General features: G+C 70.6%; 15 protein-coding genes and 1 pseudogene. 4 read left to right on the top strand and 12 right to left on the bottom strand.

The features are described 5' to 3' along the window. Positions 1-12 precede the first annotated feature (12 nt). Both O7606_RS02300 and O7606_RS02295 read right to left on the bottom strand, forming a co-directional pair. The gene (locus O7606_RS02300; RefSeq protein ID WP_281597311.1) at positions 13-1461 is read right to left on the bottom strand and encodes a radical SAM protein; all 1449 of its coding nucleotides are present in this window, start codon (positions 1459-1461) and stop codon (positions 13-15) included. After that, positions 1446-2060: a hypothetical protein gene (locus O7606_RS02295; protein ID WP_281597310.1), complete on the bottom strand. Its 615-nt coding sequence runs from the start codon at positions 2058-2060 to the stop codon at positions 1446-1448. Before O7606_RS02295 ends, O7606_RS02300 begins: the two co-directional genes overlap by 16 nt. A gap of 1314 nt (positions 2061-3374) precedes the next feature. Between O7606_RS02295 and O7606_RS02290 the strand changes: the two genes are divergently transcribed. Beyond that, complete coding sequence (locus O7606_RS02290; protein WP_281599914.1) at positions 3375-3584, top strand: hypothetical protein; 210 nt, start codon at positions 3375-3377, stop codon at positions 3582-3584. 550 nt (positions 3585-4134) lie between these two features. On the opposite strand, the gene O7606_RS02285 is transcribed toward O7606_RS02290, so the two are convergent. Further along, the gene (locus O7606_RS02285; RefSeq protein ID WP_281597309.1) at positions 4135-4377 is read right to left on the bottom strand and encodes a type II toxin-antitoxin system RelE/ParE family toxin; all 243 of its coding nucleotides are present in this window, start codon (positions 4375-4377) and stop codon (positions 4135-4137) included. Further along, on the bottom strand, positions 4374-4673 hold the full coding sequence (locus tag O7606_RS02280; protein WP_281597308.1) for a type II toxin-antitoxin system Phd/YefM family antitoxin: 300 nt from the start codon (positions 4671-4673) through the stop codon (positions 4374-4376). The genes O7606_RS02285 and O7606_RS02280 overlap by 4 nt, the downstream gene beginning before the upstream one ends. 247 nt (positions 4674-4920) lie before the next feature. On the opposite strand from O7606_RS02280, the pseudogene O7606_RS02275 reads away from it, so the two are divergent. After that, positions 4921-5277: pseudogene (locus tag O7606_RS02275) on the top strand (transposase family protein); the annotation flags it as partial. Positions 5278-5476: 199 nt separating this feature from the next. Beyond that, entirely contained in the window at positions 5477-6286 is an 810-nt protein-coding gene (locus tag O7606_RS02270) for a metal-dependent hydrolase (RefSeq protein ID WP_281597307.1), read from the top strand. Between the two features lie 10 nt (positions 6287-6296). Here O7606_RS02270 and O7606_RS02265 read toward each other — a convergent pair whose 3' ends face one another. From O7606_RS02265 to O7606_RS02255, 3 genes are all read right to left on the bottom strand, one after another. Next, complete coding sequence (locus O7606_RS02265) at positions 6297-6965, bottom strand: M15 family metallopeptidase (RefSeq protein ID WP_281597306.1); 669 nt, start codon at positions 6963-6965, stop codon at positions 6297-6299. Between the two features lie 8 nt (positions 6966-6973). Beyond that, a complete protein-coding gene (locus O7606_RS02260; protein ID WP_281597305.1) occupies positions 6974-7567 on the bottom strand; it encodes a nucleotidyltransferase family protein in 594 nt (197 codons plus the stop codon). A gap of 88 nt (positions 7568-7655) precedes the next feature. Then, on the bottom strand, positions 7656-9320 hold the full coding sequence (locus O7606_RS02255; RefSeq protein WP_281597304.1) for a bifunctional 3'-5' exonuclease/DNA polymerase: 1665 nt from the start codon (positions 9318-9320) through the stop codon (positions 7656-7658). A 233-nt stretch (positions 9321-9553) separates the two neighbouring features. Here O7606_RS02255 and O7606_RS02250 point away from each other — a divergent pair, with 233 nt between their 5' ends. Next, positions 9554-10765, top strand: a complete 1212-nt coding sequence (locus tag O7606_RS02250; RefSeq protein WP_281597303.1) for a pectate lyase — start codon at positions 9554-9556, stop codon at positions 10763-10765. A 147-nt stretch (positions 10766-10912) separates the two neighbouring features. On the opposite strand, the gene O7606_RS02245 is transcribed toward O7606_RS02250, so the two are convergent. From O7606_RS02245 to ngcE, 5 genes are all read right to left on the bottom strand, one after another. Beyond that, positions 10913-11299: a hypothetical protein gene (locus tag O7606_RS02245; RefSeq protein WP_281597302.1), complete on the bottom strand. Its 387-nt coding sequence runs from the start codon at positions 11297-11299 to the stop codon at positions 10913-10915. Positions 11300-11454: 155 nt separating this feature from the next. After that, the gene (locus O7606_RS02240; protein ID WP_281597301.1) at positions 11455-11829 is read right to left on the bottom strand and encodes a hypothetical protein; all 375 of its coding nucleotides are present in this window, start codon (positions 11827-11829) and stop codon (positions 11455-11457) included. 111 nt (positions 11830-11940) lie between these two features. Then, positions 11941-12873, bottom strand: coding sequence for a carbohydrate ABC transporter permease (locus O7606_RS02235; protein ID WP_281597300.1), 933 nt, complete (start codon positions 12871-12873; stop codon positions 11941-11943). 10 nt (positions 12874-12883) lie between these two features. Beyond that, on the bottom strand, positions 12884-13795 hold the full coding sequence (locus O7606_RS02230; RefSeq protein ID WP_281597298.1) for a sugar ABC transporter permease: 912 nt from the start codon (positions 13793-13795) through the stop codon (positions 12884-12886). 24 nt (positions 13796-13819) lie between these two features. Beyond that, complete coding sequence (gene ngcE / locus O7606_RS02225) at positions 13820-15253, bottom strand: N-acetylglucosamine/diacetylchitobiose ABC transporter substrate-binding protein (RefSeq protein ID WP_281597297.1); 1434 nt, start codon at positions 15251-15253, stop codon at positions 13820-13822. Positions 15254-15258: the final 5 nt, after the last annotated feature.

Raw genomic sequence — 15258 nt, 5'->3', positions numbered from 1 at the left:
GAAGTCCCATCGTCAGGCCGCCGCCGCCTCGCCGGCCATCTCGAGGCGCAGTCGCCGCGCGCCGGCCCGGTCGGTGCCGCTGCGCAACACGATCCGGCCGTCGACCATGGCCACCAGGAAGTCACTGAGCTTCCAGCCCGGCCGGTCCGCCAGGAACAGCCGCACCTCCGGGACCACCCCGTCCGGGGTCTGGACGGCGGAGAGCACCCGGGACAGCGCCTCCGCGCGACGGAACTCGGCTCCGCTCATCGCGTCCGACTCCAGCGCCCGGAACAGGTCGTCCTCGTCCCACAGGTAGCCGAACGTCTGGCGCTGGTTCCAGATCTCGGTGTTCGGCAGCACCTTCAGGCAGGTGGAGGTGATCTGGGCGCGGGTGGCGGCGTAGGCGGCGTCGACGGTGGCCAGCCAGTCCGCCAGGCTCTCCCCGGGCAGCCCGTAGATCGTGTTGACGGCGACCTTGATACCCGTGCCGAGCAGCGCGTTGGTGTTCTCCCAGAGGCGGTCGACGTTCTCCCGTCGGCGGATGACGCGCTGCGTCTCGGGGTGCACGGTCTGCAGGCCGGCCTCGATGTGGGTGCACAGGCCGTCCAGCGCGGCGACGTCGTCGTCCTTCAACATCTCGACCTTGAGCTCGGCGCTGAAGGTCGCCCCCGGCAGCTCCTCGCGCATGAAGCCGAGCACGTCGTGCATCCGGGACCGGTGGTAGTTGAACGTCGGGTCGAGGAAGATGAAGTGTCGTGCGCCGAGGTCGTACAGCGCCTTCAGCTCGTCCCGCAGCGGGGCGTCGTCGGCCAGCCGCGCCTTGCGCCACCCCTGGTCGCAGAAGGTGCACAGGAAGGGGCAGCCACGGGAGCCTTCGATGATCACCGTCTTGGTGGCGTCGAGCTCCCGGCGCAGCACCGGCTGCGACAGGTACGGCGACGTACGCGCCGAGAAGAGAGCCGGGTCGCCGTCGACGAACGCCGGCAGCTCGTCCTTCGGCTGACCGAGGATCCGCAGGAAGGCGCCCTCACCCTCGCCCGCGATGCAACAGTCGACGATGCCGTCGGCGACGGCACGGGTCAGCCGGGCGTCGTCGCGGCTGACGTGCGGCCCGCCGACGACGATCACCGCGTCGGGTCGGGCCCGCCGCAGCGCCGACGCCAGGGCGAGCGTCCGGGAGTAGTTCCAGACGTAGAGGCTCAGGCCGATCAGCGCGGGGTCGCGGGCGAGCACCTCCGCCGCCGCCTGCTCCGCGGGCGTGGCGTGGTCGAGCGCGATCACCTCGACGTCCGTCATCGGATCGCAACGGCGGCGGCGCTCGTCGTCCTCGATCGCGTTGGCGAGGACCGCCGCGCCGTACGGCGCCATGTGGTATTCCCTGGCGAGGTAGCTCACCAGCGCCACGGACCGGTAGACCCGGGCCGACGGTCGCGGGGTGCGGCCGGCGACGGACGCGACCGGGATCAGGGTCTCTGGCATGCGGCTGCCTCCACTTTCGATCGGGTGTACGCGGGCAGCAGGTCCCTGAGGCCGAGGCGGTCGGCGTGCGCCAGCAGCGCCCGCGCCGCTTCCGTCCAGTCGTCGGGACCACGGTCGTCGGAGAAGTTCGCCTCGATCCCGATCGACGGCTGGACGGCCCGCAATCCGTGACCGTGGTCCCACTCCGCCTGGTCGATCGACAGGTAGACGTCCGCGCCGGGCCAGGTCTCGATGCGCCACTTGCTGCGCTGCTGCTGGTGCCAGGGCCCCCACGAGAAGCCGCCCAGCGCCCCGACCGGGCCGCCGCCGGGAGGCTGTCGGGTGAGCACGGGCTCCCGCAGGGCGATCATGTGCACGACTTCACGGCGGATCAGGGGCACCGGCAGCGACCCGGCCCCCGCGGCGGGGAGCGTCTCCTTCACCGACATCGCCGCCCGGAAATCGTCCACGTCGCACCGGTCCTGTACCGCGACGACGGTCGCGGCGGTCGCCGGGGCGGCGGAAACGAAGTACTGGGTGACCTGGGGACGCCTGAGGAACAGTTGACTGAACTCCGCGTTGGCGAAGGAAGCAATTTCCTCCGCCAACGCGGGTCCCACGGTGGCCCGGTACGACAATTCGTATCGCGTGACCGCCGAGCGTGACATGGATGATTACTCGCTGCCCCACTGGATGCTGTGGGCGATCTCCTGCGGCGCAGCGTGCGCCGCCTGCAGGGCGGCCAGGATGTCCTCTGCGGAGGTCAGAGTGACCTCTTTGACGTCCTCCATTGTGGCCCCTTTCTGGAATATCCGGCCGGACCGGATCCGCCCTTGCCTGGTCGGCGAGCGCTTTCGTCAGTCTTGCCCCGGGCGCGGACGACTGTCAAGAGATACGCCCTCGTCGATCGCAATAGTCCGCGCCGCACATAATGATTGACCCCGGGTCGAGACTGGCAATCACATCCCCATTGACCTGGAACTATGACTGACCAGTGACGACGCCATCACTTTCGGCATCTGCCGATCGAAGCGTTCATCCCATGTGGATTCTCGGCCGTCGACCAACGCGGAGATGATCTTCATGGGAGGGGGTCACAGGTCTCGAAGGTTCAGGTCGAACCGGTTCGGGGGTAGCCGGCGCCGGCCGGCGGGCCCACAACAGGAAACGCGCCACCACGTCCACATCGGACGGCAACTCCGACGACGCCGCCACCATCGTCTCGCCGAGGCGGACCATCAGGGCGAGCAGGTCGTCCCGGTACTCGACCAGCAGGCGCAACTTCGCGGGCTGACACGGCCACGGCGCGCCGCACGTCGCACACAACCACGACGGCCGGGCGTAACCGTGCCGCCGCCGGGCACCGACCCGGCGGCGGCCCATCAGACGACCAGCCCGTCGACGGCAGCGGGTAACCCACGCCTCACCACCGGCCCCCGTTCGGCCGGACCGTACGGCCTGCGCCGCCACGCCACCGCTGGGCGGGCGCGGTCAGCGCAGCGCCGTTGATCCACAGGACCACCGTCGCGTCGTCGCCCGACTCCCGGCGGCAGACGTACGGCCACGGAGACGGCCCGGTCAGACAGGTCGGAGACGACGGCCCCGACTCGGGATCCGGGCCGGACGGCGACGGTGGGTCAGCCGGCCGAGGCGGGCACGGCTGGTACTCCGACTCCAGGCGGGCCGACGTGGCGAGCGGCCCGAGGGGCGTCGGCGACCGCCGGTCCGGACAGCGCCGCCAGGACCGCAACCCGCATGAGCAGGACAATCGGAACCAGCGACGAATGACCGGGCGGTGCACAGGGGCGAAAGGGACGGGTTTCGGACGTCTCACAGACAGCGACATGACCTCATCCTGCATCCGCTGTTAGCGACCGTCAACCCCGATCGGCGTTCCCGATCGTCTCGGTATCGTGAACGCTTACGGTCGGCGTGTGGGCGAGTTGGTCGGGATCGCAGAGATCCGAGACATGCTGGGCGGCGTGTCCCGGGCGCGGGCCGGAGTCATCGCGTCCCGGCGTGACTTCCCGCAGCCGTACCAGACCCTGCGGATGGGCCAGGTGTGGCTACGCGCAGACGTCGAAACGTGGATCCGCGAGCACCGGCCGCACCTCGACGTCCGAACCACCACCGAGCAGCCCTGAAGGACGCCTCACGACGCACTGAGCCCCTGGCCAGACAAGGGCGCAACCGACCAGTCGGACGAGAAGGCTGACGAGGTCGGATACGGTCCCGGTCACGGCGCGGACGGCGTAGCAGCGTCCTGGCCAGACCGTGTAGATCAACGCGTGATAGGAGCCGTCGGGCAGCCAGCAGGGCCCCGGCAAAGTCGTCAAGTGAGCCAAGGAGGGCCAAGGGGCGGGTGCTGTCGCGGGCATTGATGTCGGTTGGCGGCGGCGATGTTGGTGATGCCTGCGGTGCGGAGGGCGGGCCGGTGCCGGTGCGGACCTGGCTTCGACACCCTGATGATCATCCGAACCGGTCACACCCGCCTTGCTGCCCGCAACCCAGGCGCTTCCCAGCCGAATACCTCATGTCGGACGCGCCGACGACTTTGCCGGGGCCCTGAGGGCGCCGGCGAGACATCCGCGCCAGTGGCGCAACCCTGCCTCGAAGGGACCCACCGGTCGGCGACTCGGCCGGTCGGCGACCTCGACCCCATTGTGCTGATAAGGCCGCCGCGACCCGGACGGCTTACGAGTAGACGTCCTTGCGATGCCCGACGGCGTGGATGGTCAAGTCGTCGCCGTCGAGGCGGTAGAGGACCCGGTAGTCACCGACCCGCAAACGACGACCGGATCCGTCGCGCATCTCGGTCGAGCTCTGTGGCTCAGGGTCGGAGACCAAGCCGAGGATCGCGCTCAGGACGGTCAGAAAGACGTTGCGGGGCTGCTTGTGCAACCAGACCAGCACATCCCGGTCGATCTGAACCTTCACGCCGCCGCATCGCCGGCCCGGTCGGCCAGCAATGCCTCCACCTCACGAGGATCCACCCCGAGCGACTCCAGCGCCGCCGACAGCGGCACGAACTGCCCCTCAGCACGGGAACGAGCGATCACCGCAGCGTCTCGGCGGTCCCGGAACGCCTCGATCTCTTCCCACTCGTCGATGCCCACCAGCACGGCCACCGGCCGCTCGTACTTCGTGATCATGACCGGCTCACCGGTGCGCTCAACTCCGTCCAGCACCCGACCCGCGCCATCGCGGAACTCCCGCAGCGTAATCCTCGTCATGCACCGAACTGTACCACGCGGTACCGTTCCGCCTGGGGAGAAACATGCCAGCTCCGATCCGAGGTGCCATCCACAGGGCTCCGCCACCGAAGTAGCCACTGGGCTAAAAGTTGCTTCACCTAATGAGCCATTTTCATCGTGACGGTGCAGGTCACGGGCGGCGCGGGAGGCCGGTGTCCAGGTAGGACGAGGCTCCCGGTAAGACAGCAATCGACCAAGATCAGATGCCCCAACCGGGAGCCTCGCTGTGCTGTCTTACCCTGCCGCGATTCCGTTGTCCACCCGCGGCCTGAACCACCTCGCCGCCCTCATCCGAGCCCGCCGCCAGCAGCGACGGTCCCGGTGGCGACGCCTGGCCCCCGGCCGGCAAGCCCTGCTCGCCCTGGCCCACCTGCGCAACGGCGACCCCCTGGCCCGCCTGGCCGCCGGATTCGACATCGGCGTCACGACGGCCTGGCGTTATGTCCGCGAGGCCATCGACCTGCTCGCCGCGACCGCCGGCGACCTGGCCACGGCCATGACCAGGATCCGGCTGCTCGCCTACGCGATCCTCGACGGCACCCTGATCCCGATCGACCGAGTCGCCAACCAGAAGCCGTACTACTGCGCCGCCTGCGCGACACCCGCCGCCGGGGCCGGTGGCCGTCGGCGATGCCGACTTCACCCGCCCGCAGGTGGCGGCGAGCAACCCATGCGGCCGTCCGCCCGCCCATCGGTCCACTGTCGACTGTCAACCCCGGAACCCGTGATGTCGTACGCGTGCCGTAGCTTGTCGATCACGATCTTCGGGGAGGATGAGCGGCATGATGGGACCGTCGCACGCGCTGTCCGGCGCGGCGGTGTGGCTGACCGGGTCATTGGCGCTCGAGCACTTCGCCGACTACGAGCAGTCCGCGCTGGCGCTGGCGGTCGGCACGGCGGTCTGCGCCGGCGGGGCGCTCTTTCCCGACCTCGACCTCTCCGGCAAGGTCACCCGTAACCAGGGCGGCGCGACGGTGGCCCGCACGTTCGGCGTCTTCTCGCTGTTCGTCGCCGAGGTGATCGAGAAGATCTCGCTCGGCGTCTACTACGCGACGAAGCTGAGCAGGGATCCGAAACGCAGCAACGGGCACCGCACCCTCACCCACACCATCCCGTTCACCGTGCTGGTCGGTTGGGGCACCACCGCGCTCTGCACCGCGTACGGGAAATGGGCGGTGGTCGGCATCCTGTTCTTCATGATCGGCCTGGCGCTGCGTGGGCTGTTCGACCGCTGGGCGGAACGGGCCGGCTGGGTGATCGTCACCCTCACCTCGGCGGCCGGCGCCTGGTACACGTTCGTCAACCTGCCCGGCGACCGGGGCTACCCGATGATCGGCGTGGCCATGGCGGTGGGCTGTTTCGTGCACATCATCGGCGACATGATCACCAAGGCCGGGGTGCCGATCCTGTGGCCCATTCCGATCAAACGCCGGATGTGGACGCCGATCGGCCTGCCGAACAGCATCGCCCTGCGCGCCGGTGGCAAGACCGAGGTGGTGGTGGTCCGCTCGGTGTTGACGGTGGTCTCCGTGCTGGCCGCGCTCGGCCTGCTCGCCCCCTCGGTGCTGGAGCGCTTCACCATCGACGGCTGACCGGCCCGGTTCAGCCGCCCGTGCTGAAATGCTGGTAGTCCGGGTCGGACCAGACCCCGCCCCACGCCCAGCCGACCTCGGCGAACGCACGGACGAGGACGCCGTCCGGCACGGCCATGCCCGGCCGGTACGCGCTCCGGTCGACGTACGCGGCGCCGGCCGGGGGCAGCACCCGCCCGCCGAGCAGGTACGGGTTCTCCACCGGGTTCACGTCGACCGCCTGCCCGTACGCGTGCCTGGACCAGGCCACTGGCCCTTCGGTGACCGCGCGTCGGCAGTTGAAGCCGGAGGTGTTGTCGGCGGCCATCGAGATGTCGTCGTCCCCGCCGTAGCGGTCGACCGGGGTCATCCGCCGGATCGGGAAGCGCTGCCGGTACAGGCTGGCGAAGACGGTGGTCACGGCGGCGGCGACCTGCTCGTGCACGATCAGCTCACCGACGTGGGCCCGGCCGTCGAAGTCCCAGTGACCCAGCCGCAGCAGCCGTAGCCGCTCCGCGCCGACCGGGCAGCCCGGCCGCCAACTGGGTCCCAGCTCCGCCGGGGTGACCGGGTGGACCTCGTGGACGAACGGGGGCGGCGCGGGTGGCGGTGGCGGTCGCCGGACGCATCCGGTCCCGGCCAGGACGAGGGCCAGCGGCAGCGCGGCCCATCGACGCCTCCGGCGGGCAGGTCGGGGCACGGGGCCGGTCAGGCGCCGACGCGCTGGGGCGGCACGGTGAGGCCGTACCGGGTCATCTGCTCGGGGCTGTCCACCCGGCTGCCGTCGGCGACGGTGTCGCAGGCGATGTCGACGATCAGGTCCTTGTGCGCCAGCAGGTACGGCCGCGCGCCGACGTCCGCGCTGGCCAGGGTGGCGATGCCGGGCCAGTGCCGGCGGCCGAAGAGCATCGGGTAGCCGCGCAGCCCGCCGTAGGTGGCGCAGACCAGCGCGTCCGGGTACGGCAGGGCGACCACCCGGCGGACCGCCTCGGTGGTGAGACCGGGCATGTCGACCGGGATCACCACGACCGCTTCGATGGTGTCGTCGGTGAGCGCGGCGAGCCCGGCCCGGATGGACGAGCCCACGCCGGTCCCCCACGCCTGGTTGACCACCACCGTCGCGCCGGACAGGTCGGCGGTGCGGCGCACCTCGGCCGCCGCCGCGCCGAGCACCACCACGGTCTGCGCGCAGCCCGCCTCGGTCATCGTGTCGATCATCTGGTCCACCAGGGGCCGCTCCCGCAGGTGCAGCAGAGCCTCCGGACCGCCGATGCGGCGTCCGCCCCCGGCAGCGATGATCATTCCTGCGATACGCACATGGGGTGCAACGAGCGCCCCGACCAGTAGTGTCGGGGCGAAACGGATATTTAGTGCAAAGGTTTCGGTTGGCTCAGGCGTCGGCGTAACAGTCGACCACGGCCACGTCCAGCGGGACCCGCACCGGCGTCGCGCCGAACAACAACCCCGTCGCCCGCTCGCCGCAGCCGGTGACCGCCTCGACCACCGCGTCGACCTGCCCGGCCGGACAGTGCACGATCACCTCGTCGTGCTGGAAGAAGACCAGCTCCGCGTCGGTGCCGGCCAGCGCCGTCCGCAGCGTCGCCAACAGGGTGGACGCCCACTCGGCGGCGGTTGCCTGGACGACGAAGTTCCGGGTGAACCGGCCCCGGGACCGGGCCGCCCGCGCCCGGGGCCCCTGCGGGTCGAACCCGCCGTCGTCCTCCCCCGCCTCCGGGTCGACGACGCCGCCGGGCGGGCAGGTCCGGCCCAGCCACGACCGGACCAACCCGCCGGCCTCACCGGTACGCGCCGCCGCCTCCACGTACCCGAACGCGGTCGGATAGTGCTGCCGCAGCACCGCCAGGGCGGGTGCCGCCGACCCGCCGGTCTGCCCGTACATCGCGCCGAGCAGGGCCACCTTGGCGCGGGCCCGGTCACCGCCGAAGGACTCCCGGGCCAGCGCGGCGTACAGGTCGCCCGCCCCGCCGGCCGCCGCCAGCCGGGCGTCACCGGAGACCGCCGCGAGCACCCGGGGCTCCAGTTGACCGGCGTCGGCCACCACCAGCCGCCAGCCCGGGTCGGCCACCACCGCCCGCCGGATCACCTTCGGGATCTGCAACGCGCCACCGCCCCGGGTCGCCCACCGGCCGGAGACCACCCCGCCGGGGACGTACTCCGGGCGGAAGCGGCCGTCCCGCACCCAGGCGTCCCGCCAGGCCCAGCCGTGCGCCGTCCAGATCCGGTAGAGCTCCTTGTACTCCAGGACCAGCGGCACCGCCGGGTGGTCCACCCCGCGCAGCACCCAGGACCGGGTGTTCGGCAGGTCGACGCCGGCCCGGGCGAACGCCCGCAGCAGCTCGGCCGGGCTGTCGGCGTGCACCTGCCGCACCCCGAACGCCTCGGCGATCCGGGCGGCCAGCTCGGCCAGCCGGCGCGGCGGCCCGCCCACCGGGGACGGCTCGCCGAGCAGCCCGGTGAGGATCGCGTCGTGCGCGTCGACCCGCCAGGGCAGCCCGACCGCGCCCATCTCCGCCGCGACCAGCGCGCCGGCCGACTCGGCGGCCACCAGCAGCCGGAACCGGCCGGGGCGCTCGGTGGCGGCGATCCGGGCGAGCTGGTCGGCGTACACCCGGGTCAACGCCTCGACCCCCGGACCGGTCGGCCCGGACGGCGCGTCGAAGAGCGTGGCCTGCCCGTCGCCGGGCGGCGCGGCCGGGCGCGGCGGCGGATCCGGCGGCACCGCCGTGCCGGTCAGCCGGGCCCAGGCCGCCGGGAACGAGCGCGGCTCACCCCACCGGCCGGCATACCCGAGCAGCAGCGCCTCGGTCAGCTCGACGTCGTGGCAGCGCTCGACCCGCGCCCCGGCGCGCAGCAGGGCGGGGTAGAGCGTCGCGCCGGACGCCCACACCCAGCGCGGCCGGTCGGCGGCCTCCCGGGCGGCGACGGCGGCGGCGAGATCGGTGACCGGCTCGGCCGGGCCGGCGGGCCGCCCGTCCGGGCGCAGCGGGCACAGCGCGCCACCAGCGCCCTCTCCCGCCACCACCGCGACCAGCACGCCCTCATCCTGCCCCCACCCACCGACACGCTTGCGCGCCCGGGCGGAGCGCGGGGCGCGGCGACCACCGCTGCCGCGGGCCGGAGGGCGGAACGGGTCCGCCCGGAGCCGGACGGCACAGGAAGCGGCCGTCAACAGGGTGTGACCCTTGCCTCTTCATCGGCCAGTCTCTATCGTTACCGGAAAGCGCTTTCCCACCACCAGAGGCGCTCAGGCTCGAAAGGTGAACACAGATGAGACGCAAAGTCGCCACACGATGGCTGGCCGGTGGCGCCACGGCGGTCGCAGGCGCCGTCGTGGCGCTGGCGCTGCAGGTTCCCCACGCCTCGGCCGCGACGAACCTGAGCCTCGGCGCCGGCGCCGACGGCTCCAGCAAGGCCAGTGGCACCAGCTACGGCAACGTCATCGACGGCAACACCAGCAGCTACTGGTCGCCGAGCGGCTCGACCGGCACGGTCTCGGTCAAGTGGGGCAGCGCCACCACGGTGTCCTCCGCCGTCATCGTGCAGGGCTCAGGCGGCGGCTCGATCAGCGGCTGGCAGCTCAAGAACCACGACACGGGCGCCGTCCTGGCCAGCGGCGGCAGCGCCCCGAGCACCGTCAACTTCTCCTCGACGTCACTGAAGAAGCTCTCCTTCGTCATCACCAGCGCGTCCGGCACCCCACGGATCGCCGAGTTCGAGACGTACTACGGCGGCGGGTCGACCCCGACCCCCAGCCCGACCAGTGGCCCCACCAGCGGGCCGACGGCCAGCCCGACCAGCAACCCGGGCACGCCGACCGGCGCGTGGCCGTCGTCGGCCGGCTCGGTGAGCATCTCGGGCACGGTCAACGTCTCCGGCACCTTCGACGGCGGGATGAAGACCTACTGCTGCATCGGTGACGGCGGGCAGGGCGAGTCACAGGACCCGATGTTCAAGATCGCCAATGGCGGCACCCTGCAGAACGTGATCCTCGGCTCACCCGCCGGTGACGGCGTGCACTGCGAGGGCACCTGCACGCTGCGCAACGTGTGGTGGAACGACATCGGTGAGGACGCCGCCACCTTCAAGCAGACCAACGGCGGCACCTCCTACGTCATCGGCGGCGGCGCGCGCAACGGCAGCGACAAGACCTTCCAGCACAACGGCAACGGCACGGTCGACATCTCCGGGTTCTACCTGAAGGGGTCCGGCAAGCTGTACCGAGGCTGCGGCAACTGCTCCACCTCGCACACCCGCCACGTGCGTATCGACAACGTCCTCGTCGACGACATCGACATGCTCGCCGGCATCAACAGCAACTGGAACGACACCGCGACCATCACCCGCGTGGTCGTCATCGGCTCGGCCACCATCTGCGGCAAGTACAAGGGTGTGCCCAAGGGCAGCGAGCCCAGCTACCTCGGTGAGGGCTGGAACGACGCCAACTGCAAGGTCAACAGAAGCGACGTCACCTTCCGGTAGCCCCGGACACGTCTGGTCCACGCGGAGGGGGCGCCCCCTGACGGCCGGCGCCCCCTCCCGCCCGCCCTGGCGGAGCGCCGAATCCCCAACGTCGATCTGGATCGACACGGCGGGGCTGGGGCCGCAGGGCAGGGCCGCAGGGACGGGTCAGCAGGGGCGGGAGTGGAAGGTCACCTTTGTCACGTATATGGGTACGTAGAGGTGGCCGTCGCCGGGAGGGGAGCAGTACGTGCCGGTGTACTCCGACCCGAGGTACGAATAGGACCAGGTGACGTCGACGTTCCGGGTGGTGTAGTTGAAGTAGTTGAACACCGTGACCTTGCCAGACCAGTCGGTGGCGGTCACCACGGACGGGGGCGCGGTGGGGCCCTCCGGCGGGTGGTCGGTGTTGGGCCAGCCGCAGAACATGCCCGGCGGGCAGTTCCCGGGCGGCCAGTAGAGGTACGGCGGCGGGGATGTCGCCGCCGAGGCGGGCGGAGCGCCGACCAGCACGCCGGCGAGGGCGGCGGCGGCAGCGAGGGACTTCAGCAGCACGATTCACCTACCTGGAAATTCGTCGCGGATGGACATCGGTTGTCCGGCGGAGGACCGCCTCGTCCGTGACAGCGCTCGACCCGACCCGTCCCGCCCCACCGACCTGCACGCCTCCGCGCCTCGGTCCGGCCGGGTCGGTTCGCCGCGCTACGGGATCACCAGTTGCAGGCGCCCGCACGGAAACTGACCTTCGTCACGTTCCCGTGCACGTAGAGGTCTCCCCCGCCGGGGTTCGCGCACCTCTCGTAGGTGCGCCCGGACGGGTCGGTCTTGAAGGTGTAGAGGATGTCGACGCTGCGGGAGGTGCGGTTGTAGAAGTACAACCCGGTGACGTTGCCGGACCAGTCGGCGCTGGTCACCAGGGACGGAGTCCCCCACGGGTTGAAGTCGGGCCAGATGCAGAGCACGCCCTGCGGACAGTTGCCGGGCGTCCAGGGGTCGTCTGCCGCCCGGGTGGTCGCCGCCGGGGCGGGAGAGGCGGTGGTCAGCACGACGGCGACGGCTGCGGCGAGGGCAAGGGATTTCAGCACGGTTCACCACTTCCCAGCAGAACCGATTGACGGGTGTCGAATTTACCGTGCGGAAATTTGATCCGTCAAGCACTTCGTGTGACCCGCCCACACCTCGGCGGGGGGCGGCGGCTACTTGACCGCGCCGGCGGTGAGACCGGACTGGATCTGACGCTGGAAGATGGCGTAGACGCCGATCATCGGCAGGATGGACAGGGTGAGGGCGGCGAACAGGGCCGCCCAGTCGGCCTGGTAGCCGGCCGACGTGGAGATGCTGGCGATGCCCTGGGTGAGCACCCATTTGCGGTCGGCCCCCTCGCCCTGCATCAGCGCCACCGGCAACAGGTACTGGTTCCACTGGCCGATGATGTTGAAGATCGCGATGGAGACCAGGGCCGGACGGGCCATCGGCATCATGACCTGGAAGAACAGCCGGGTGTGCGAGGCCCCGTCGATCATCGCGGCCTCGGCCACCGACTGCGGCAGCGTCTTGAAGAACGCGGCCAGGAAGAACACCGTGAACGGCAGCGAGTACGCGATGTACACCAGGATCAGCCCGGTGTACGTGTTGAGCAGCCCGAGGTTGTTGACCACCAGGAACAGCGGCACCAGGGCGAGGAACACCGGGAACGCCAGACCGGAGACGAACAGGTAGTAGACGACCCGGTTGCCGGGGAACGGGTAGCGGGCCAGCACGTACGCGGCCATCGCGCCGAACAGCATGGTGCCGCTGGTGCTCAGCGTCACCACGAACACGCTGTTGAGGAAGTAGCGGCCGACGTTGGCCTCGCTCCAGGCGCGGGCGTAGCTGTCGAAGTTGAAGCTGCCGGGCAGCGCGAACGGGTTGCCGAGGAAGATCTCGGTGTTGCTCTTGAACGAGGCGAGGATCGTCCAGAGCAGCGGGGCGATCACCAGGATCGCCCAGACCGCCAGGGCGAGGTGGCCCAGCACGGTGAGCGCGCCCACCTCGGATCGTTGGCGGCGGCCGGCGGAGGCGGGCCGCCGGCCCGGCGGGGCGGCTCCGGCCGGGGCGGCCGGGGCGCTGGATGCGATCTCCGTGGTCATCGGTGCCGCCTTACAGCTCGATCGTGTCACGCTTGCTGACGCGCAGGGTGAGCGCGGCGAACGTGATCGTCAGGAAGAACAGCGCCACGCCCATCGCCGAGGCGTAGCCGAACTGGGAGTAGCTGAACGCGTTGCGGTAGATCTCCATGCCGAGCACGGTGGTGGCCCCGTCGGGGCCGCCCTGGTCGACCGAGAGCACCTGCACGATGGCGAACGCGTCGAACGCGGCGATGCCCAGGTAGACCCAGGCGACCTGGAGGGTGTCCCAGAGCAGCGGCAGGGTCACCCGGAAGAACATCGCCGTCCGGCCGGCCCCGTCGATGGTGGCCGCCTCGTAGATGTCCTTCGGCACCGAGGACATGCCGGCGGAGAAGAGCACCACGTAGAAGCCGACCGCCTGCCACACCAGCACCGCGACGATCGACCAGAGCGCGATGTCCGGATCGGCCATGAACAGCACCGGGTCGAGACCGACGGCGGCCAGCACGCCGTTGAGCAGGCCGCTGTCGTCCGGGGCGTACACCCGGCTGAAGATGACGCCGACGATGACGACGGCCAGGACCTGGGGGAAGAAGAACACCACCCGGTAGAACCTCGACCCCCGGACCCCGGCCATCACGCCGCCCCGGCTCCCCCCGCCCACGTTGAGCATGAAGGCGAAGAAGAGCGCGAGGGCGATCGTGAGCAGCGGCAGGGCGAGCAGCAGGAGCCCGTGGTGCCGGATCGCCTTCCAGAAGACGTCGTCGGAGAACAGCTTGGTGAAGTTCTCCAGACCGACGAACTCCGGGTTGGCGCTGACCCCCCGCCAGTTGGTGGTGGCGAGGTAGAAAGCCTGCGCGTACGGCCCGAGGACGAAGGTCACGTAGATCGCGACCGGCGCCGCCAGAAAGCCGACGATGAACGGGTACCTGCCGTGCCGCATGGTCGTCTCGTCTCTTGTCCGGTCCTAGCGGGTGAACTTCTCGATGGAGGAGTCCTTCTTGACCGCGTCGGCGACCTTCTGCATCCGGTCGCAGAACTTCTGCGCGGTGCCGCCGGAGAACATCAGCTCGTTGGTGGCGGCGCGGGCCTCGTCGTCGAGCTTCTTGTACCAGGTGTCGAAACGGTAGCTGAAGTAGTCCTTGCCGGCGGCGGTGAGCATGGCGTTGCCGCTGGTCAGGCCGGGCGAGATGTCGAGGCCGTCGACCGCGCCCTGGACGACGGTGAGCACCTTGGTCAGCTCGGTGAAGCCCTTCGCGCCGGCCTTGGAGAGCATGTGCCGCAGGTACTCCATGCCGCCCCGGGCGTTCTTGCCCTTCGACGGGACGAAGTACATCTCGCCGGCCGCCGCGTAGATCGCGGTCTGCGGCAGCGCGTCCGAGGCGGTCACGCTCGGCACCGGGGTGACCGCGTACTTGAAGCCGGGCGGGGTGTCCTTGGCCTGCTCGTTCTCCAGCCAGGAGCCGCTGGGGTAGAAGGCGACCTTGCCCTGGTTCTGCTGGAGCTGCACCTCGGTGTGCTTGAGGCCCAGGTGCGCCTTGTTGCCGTACTTCGCGCCGATCTCGGCCCAGGCGGCGGCGGCCTGCTTGACCGGCTCGGCCTGCCACGCGCCGTCTTCGAGGTTGTCGATGTTCTTCAGCACGTCCGGGCCGCCGATCTTGGCGGCGCTGGTGAGCAGGACGAGGTACTGGTAGTAGGCGGCGTTCGCGCCGGCGTACGAGTACGGGGTGATGCCGGCGGCCTTGATCTTGTCGCACAGGGCGGTGAAGTCGGCCCAGGTCTTCGGCGCGACCCAGCCGTTCTTCTCGAACAGCGCGCTGTCGTACCAGAGCCCGAAGACGGTGAACGCGTAGTTCAGCACGTACGGCTTGCCGTTGTAGGTGCCCTGCTCGACGGTGCCGGGGACGAGCAGGTCACGGACCTTCTTCGACGGGTCGTCCAGCGCGGGGGCGTCGAACAGCTCGGTGAGGTCCTGCACCTGGTCGGCCTGCACCAGCGCGCCCTGGTCGAGGAACTTCGACCCGGCGTTGTTGACCATGTCCGGCGGGGTGTTGCTGCTGAACCGGGGTTGCAGGACGGTGCCGATCTCCTCGGTCGAGGAGAACTTCACCTCCGCCTTCGGGAACACCTTCTTGTACGAGGGGATGTGCACGTCGGTGGCGTACTTGGTGCCGAGGCCACCGTTGAAGATGACCACCTCCAGCGCCGCGTCCTCCTTGACGCCGAGCGGGTTGGTGGCGGACTTGTCGCCGGCGGCCTGCTCCACCGGCTCGTCGTCACCGCCGCCGACGCAGGCGCTGAGCAGGCCGGCGGCCGGCGTGGCCAGCATGCCCACGGCGGCGGCGCGGCGCAGCACGGTACGGCGGCTCAGGTCGGCCGGGCTTGCGGGGCTAACGGACATCGTCG

Source organism: Micromonospora sp. WMMD882 (assembly GCF_027497255.1).
Taxonomy (GTDB): Bacteria; Actinomycetota; Actinomycetes; order Mycobacteriales; family Micromonosporaceae; genus Micromonospora.
This window is presented reverse-complemented; position numbering and strand designations above follow the sequence as displayed.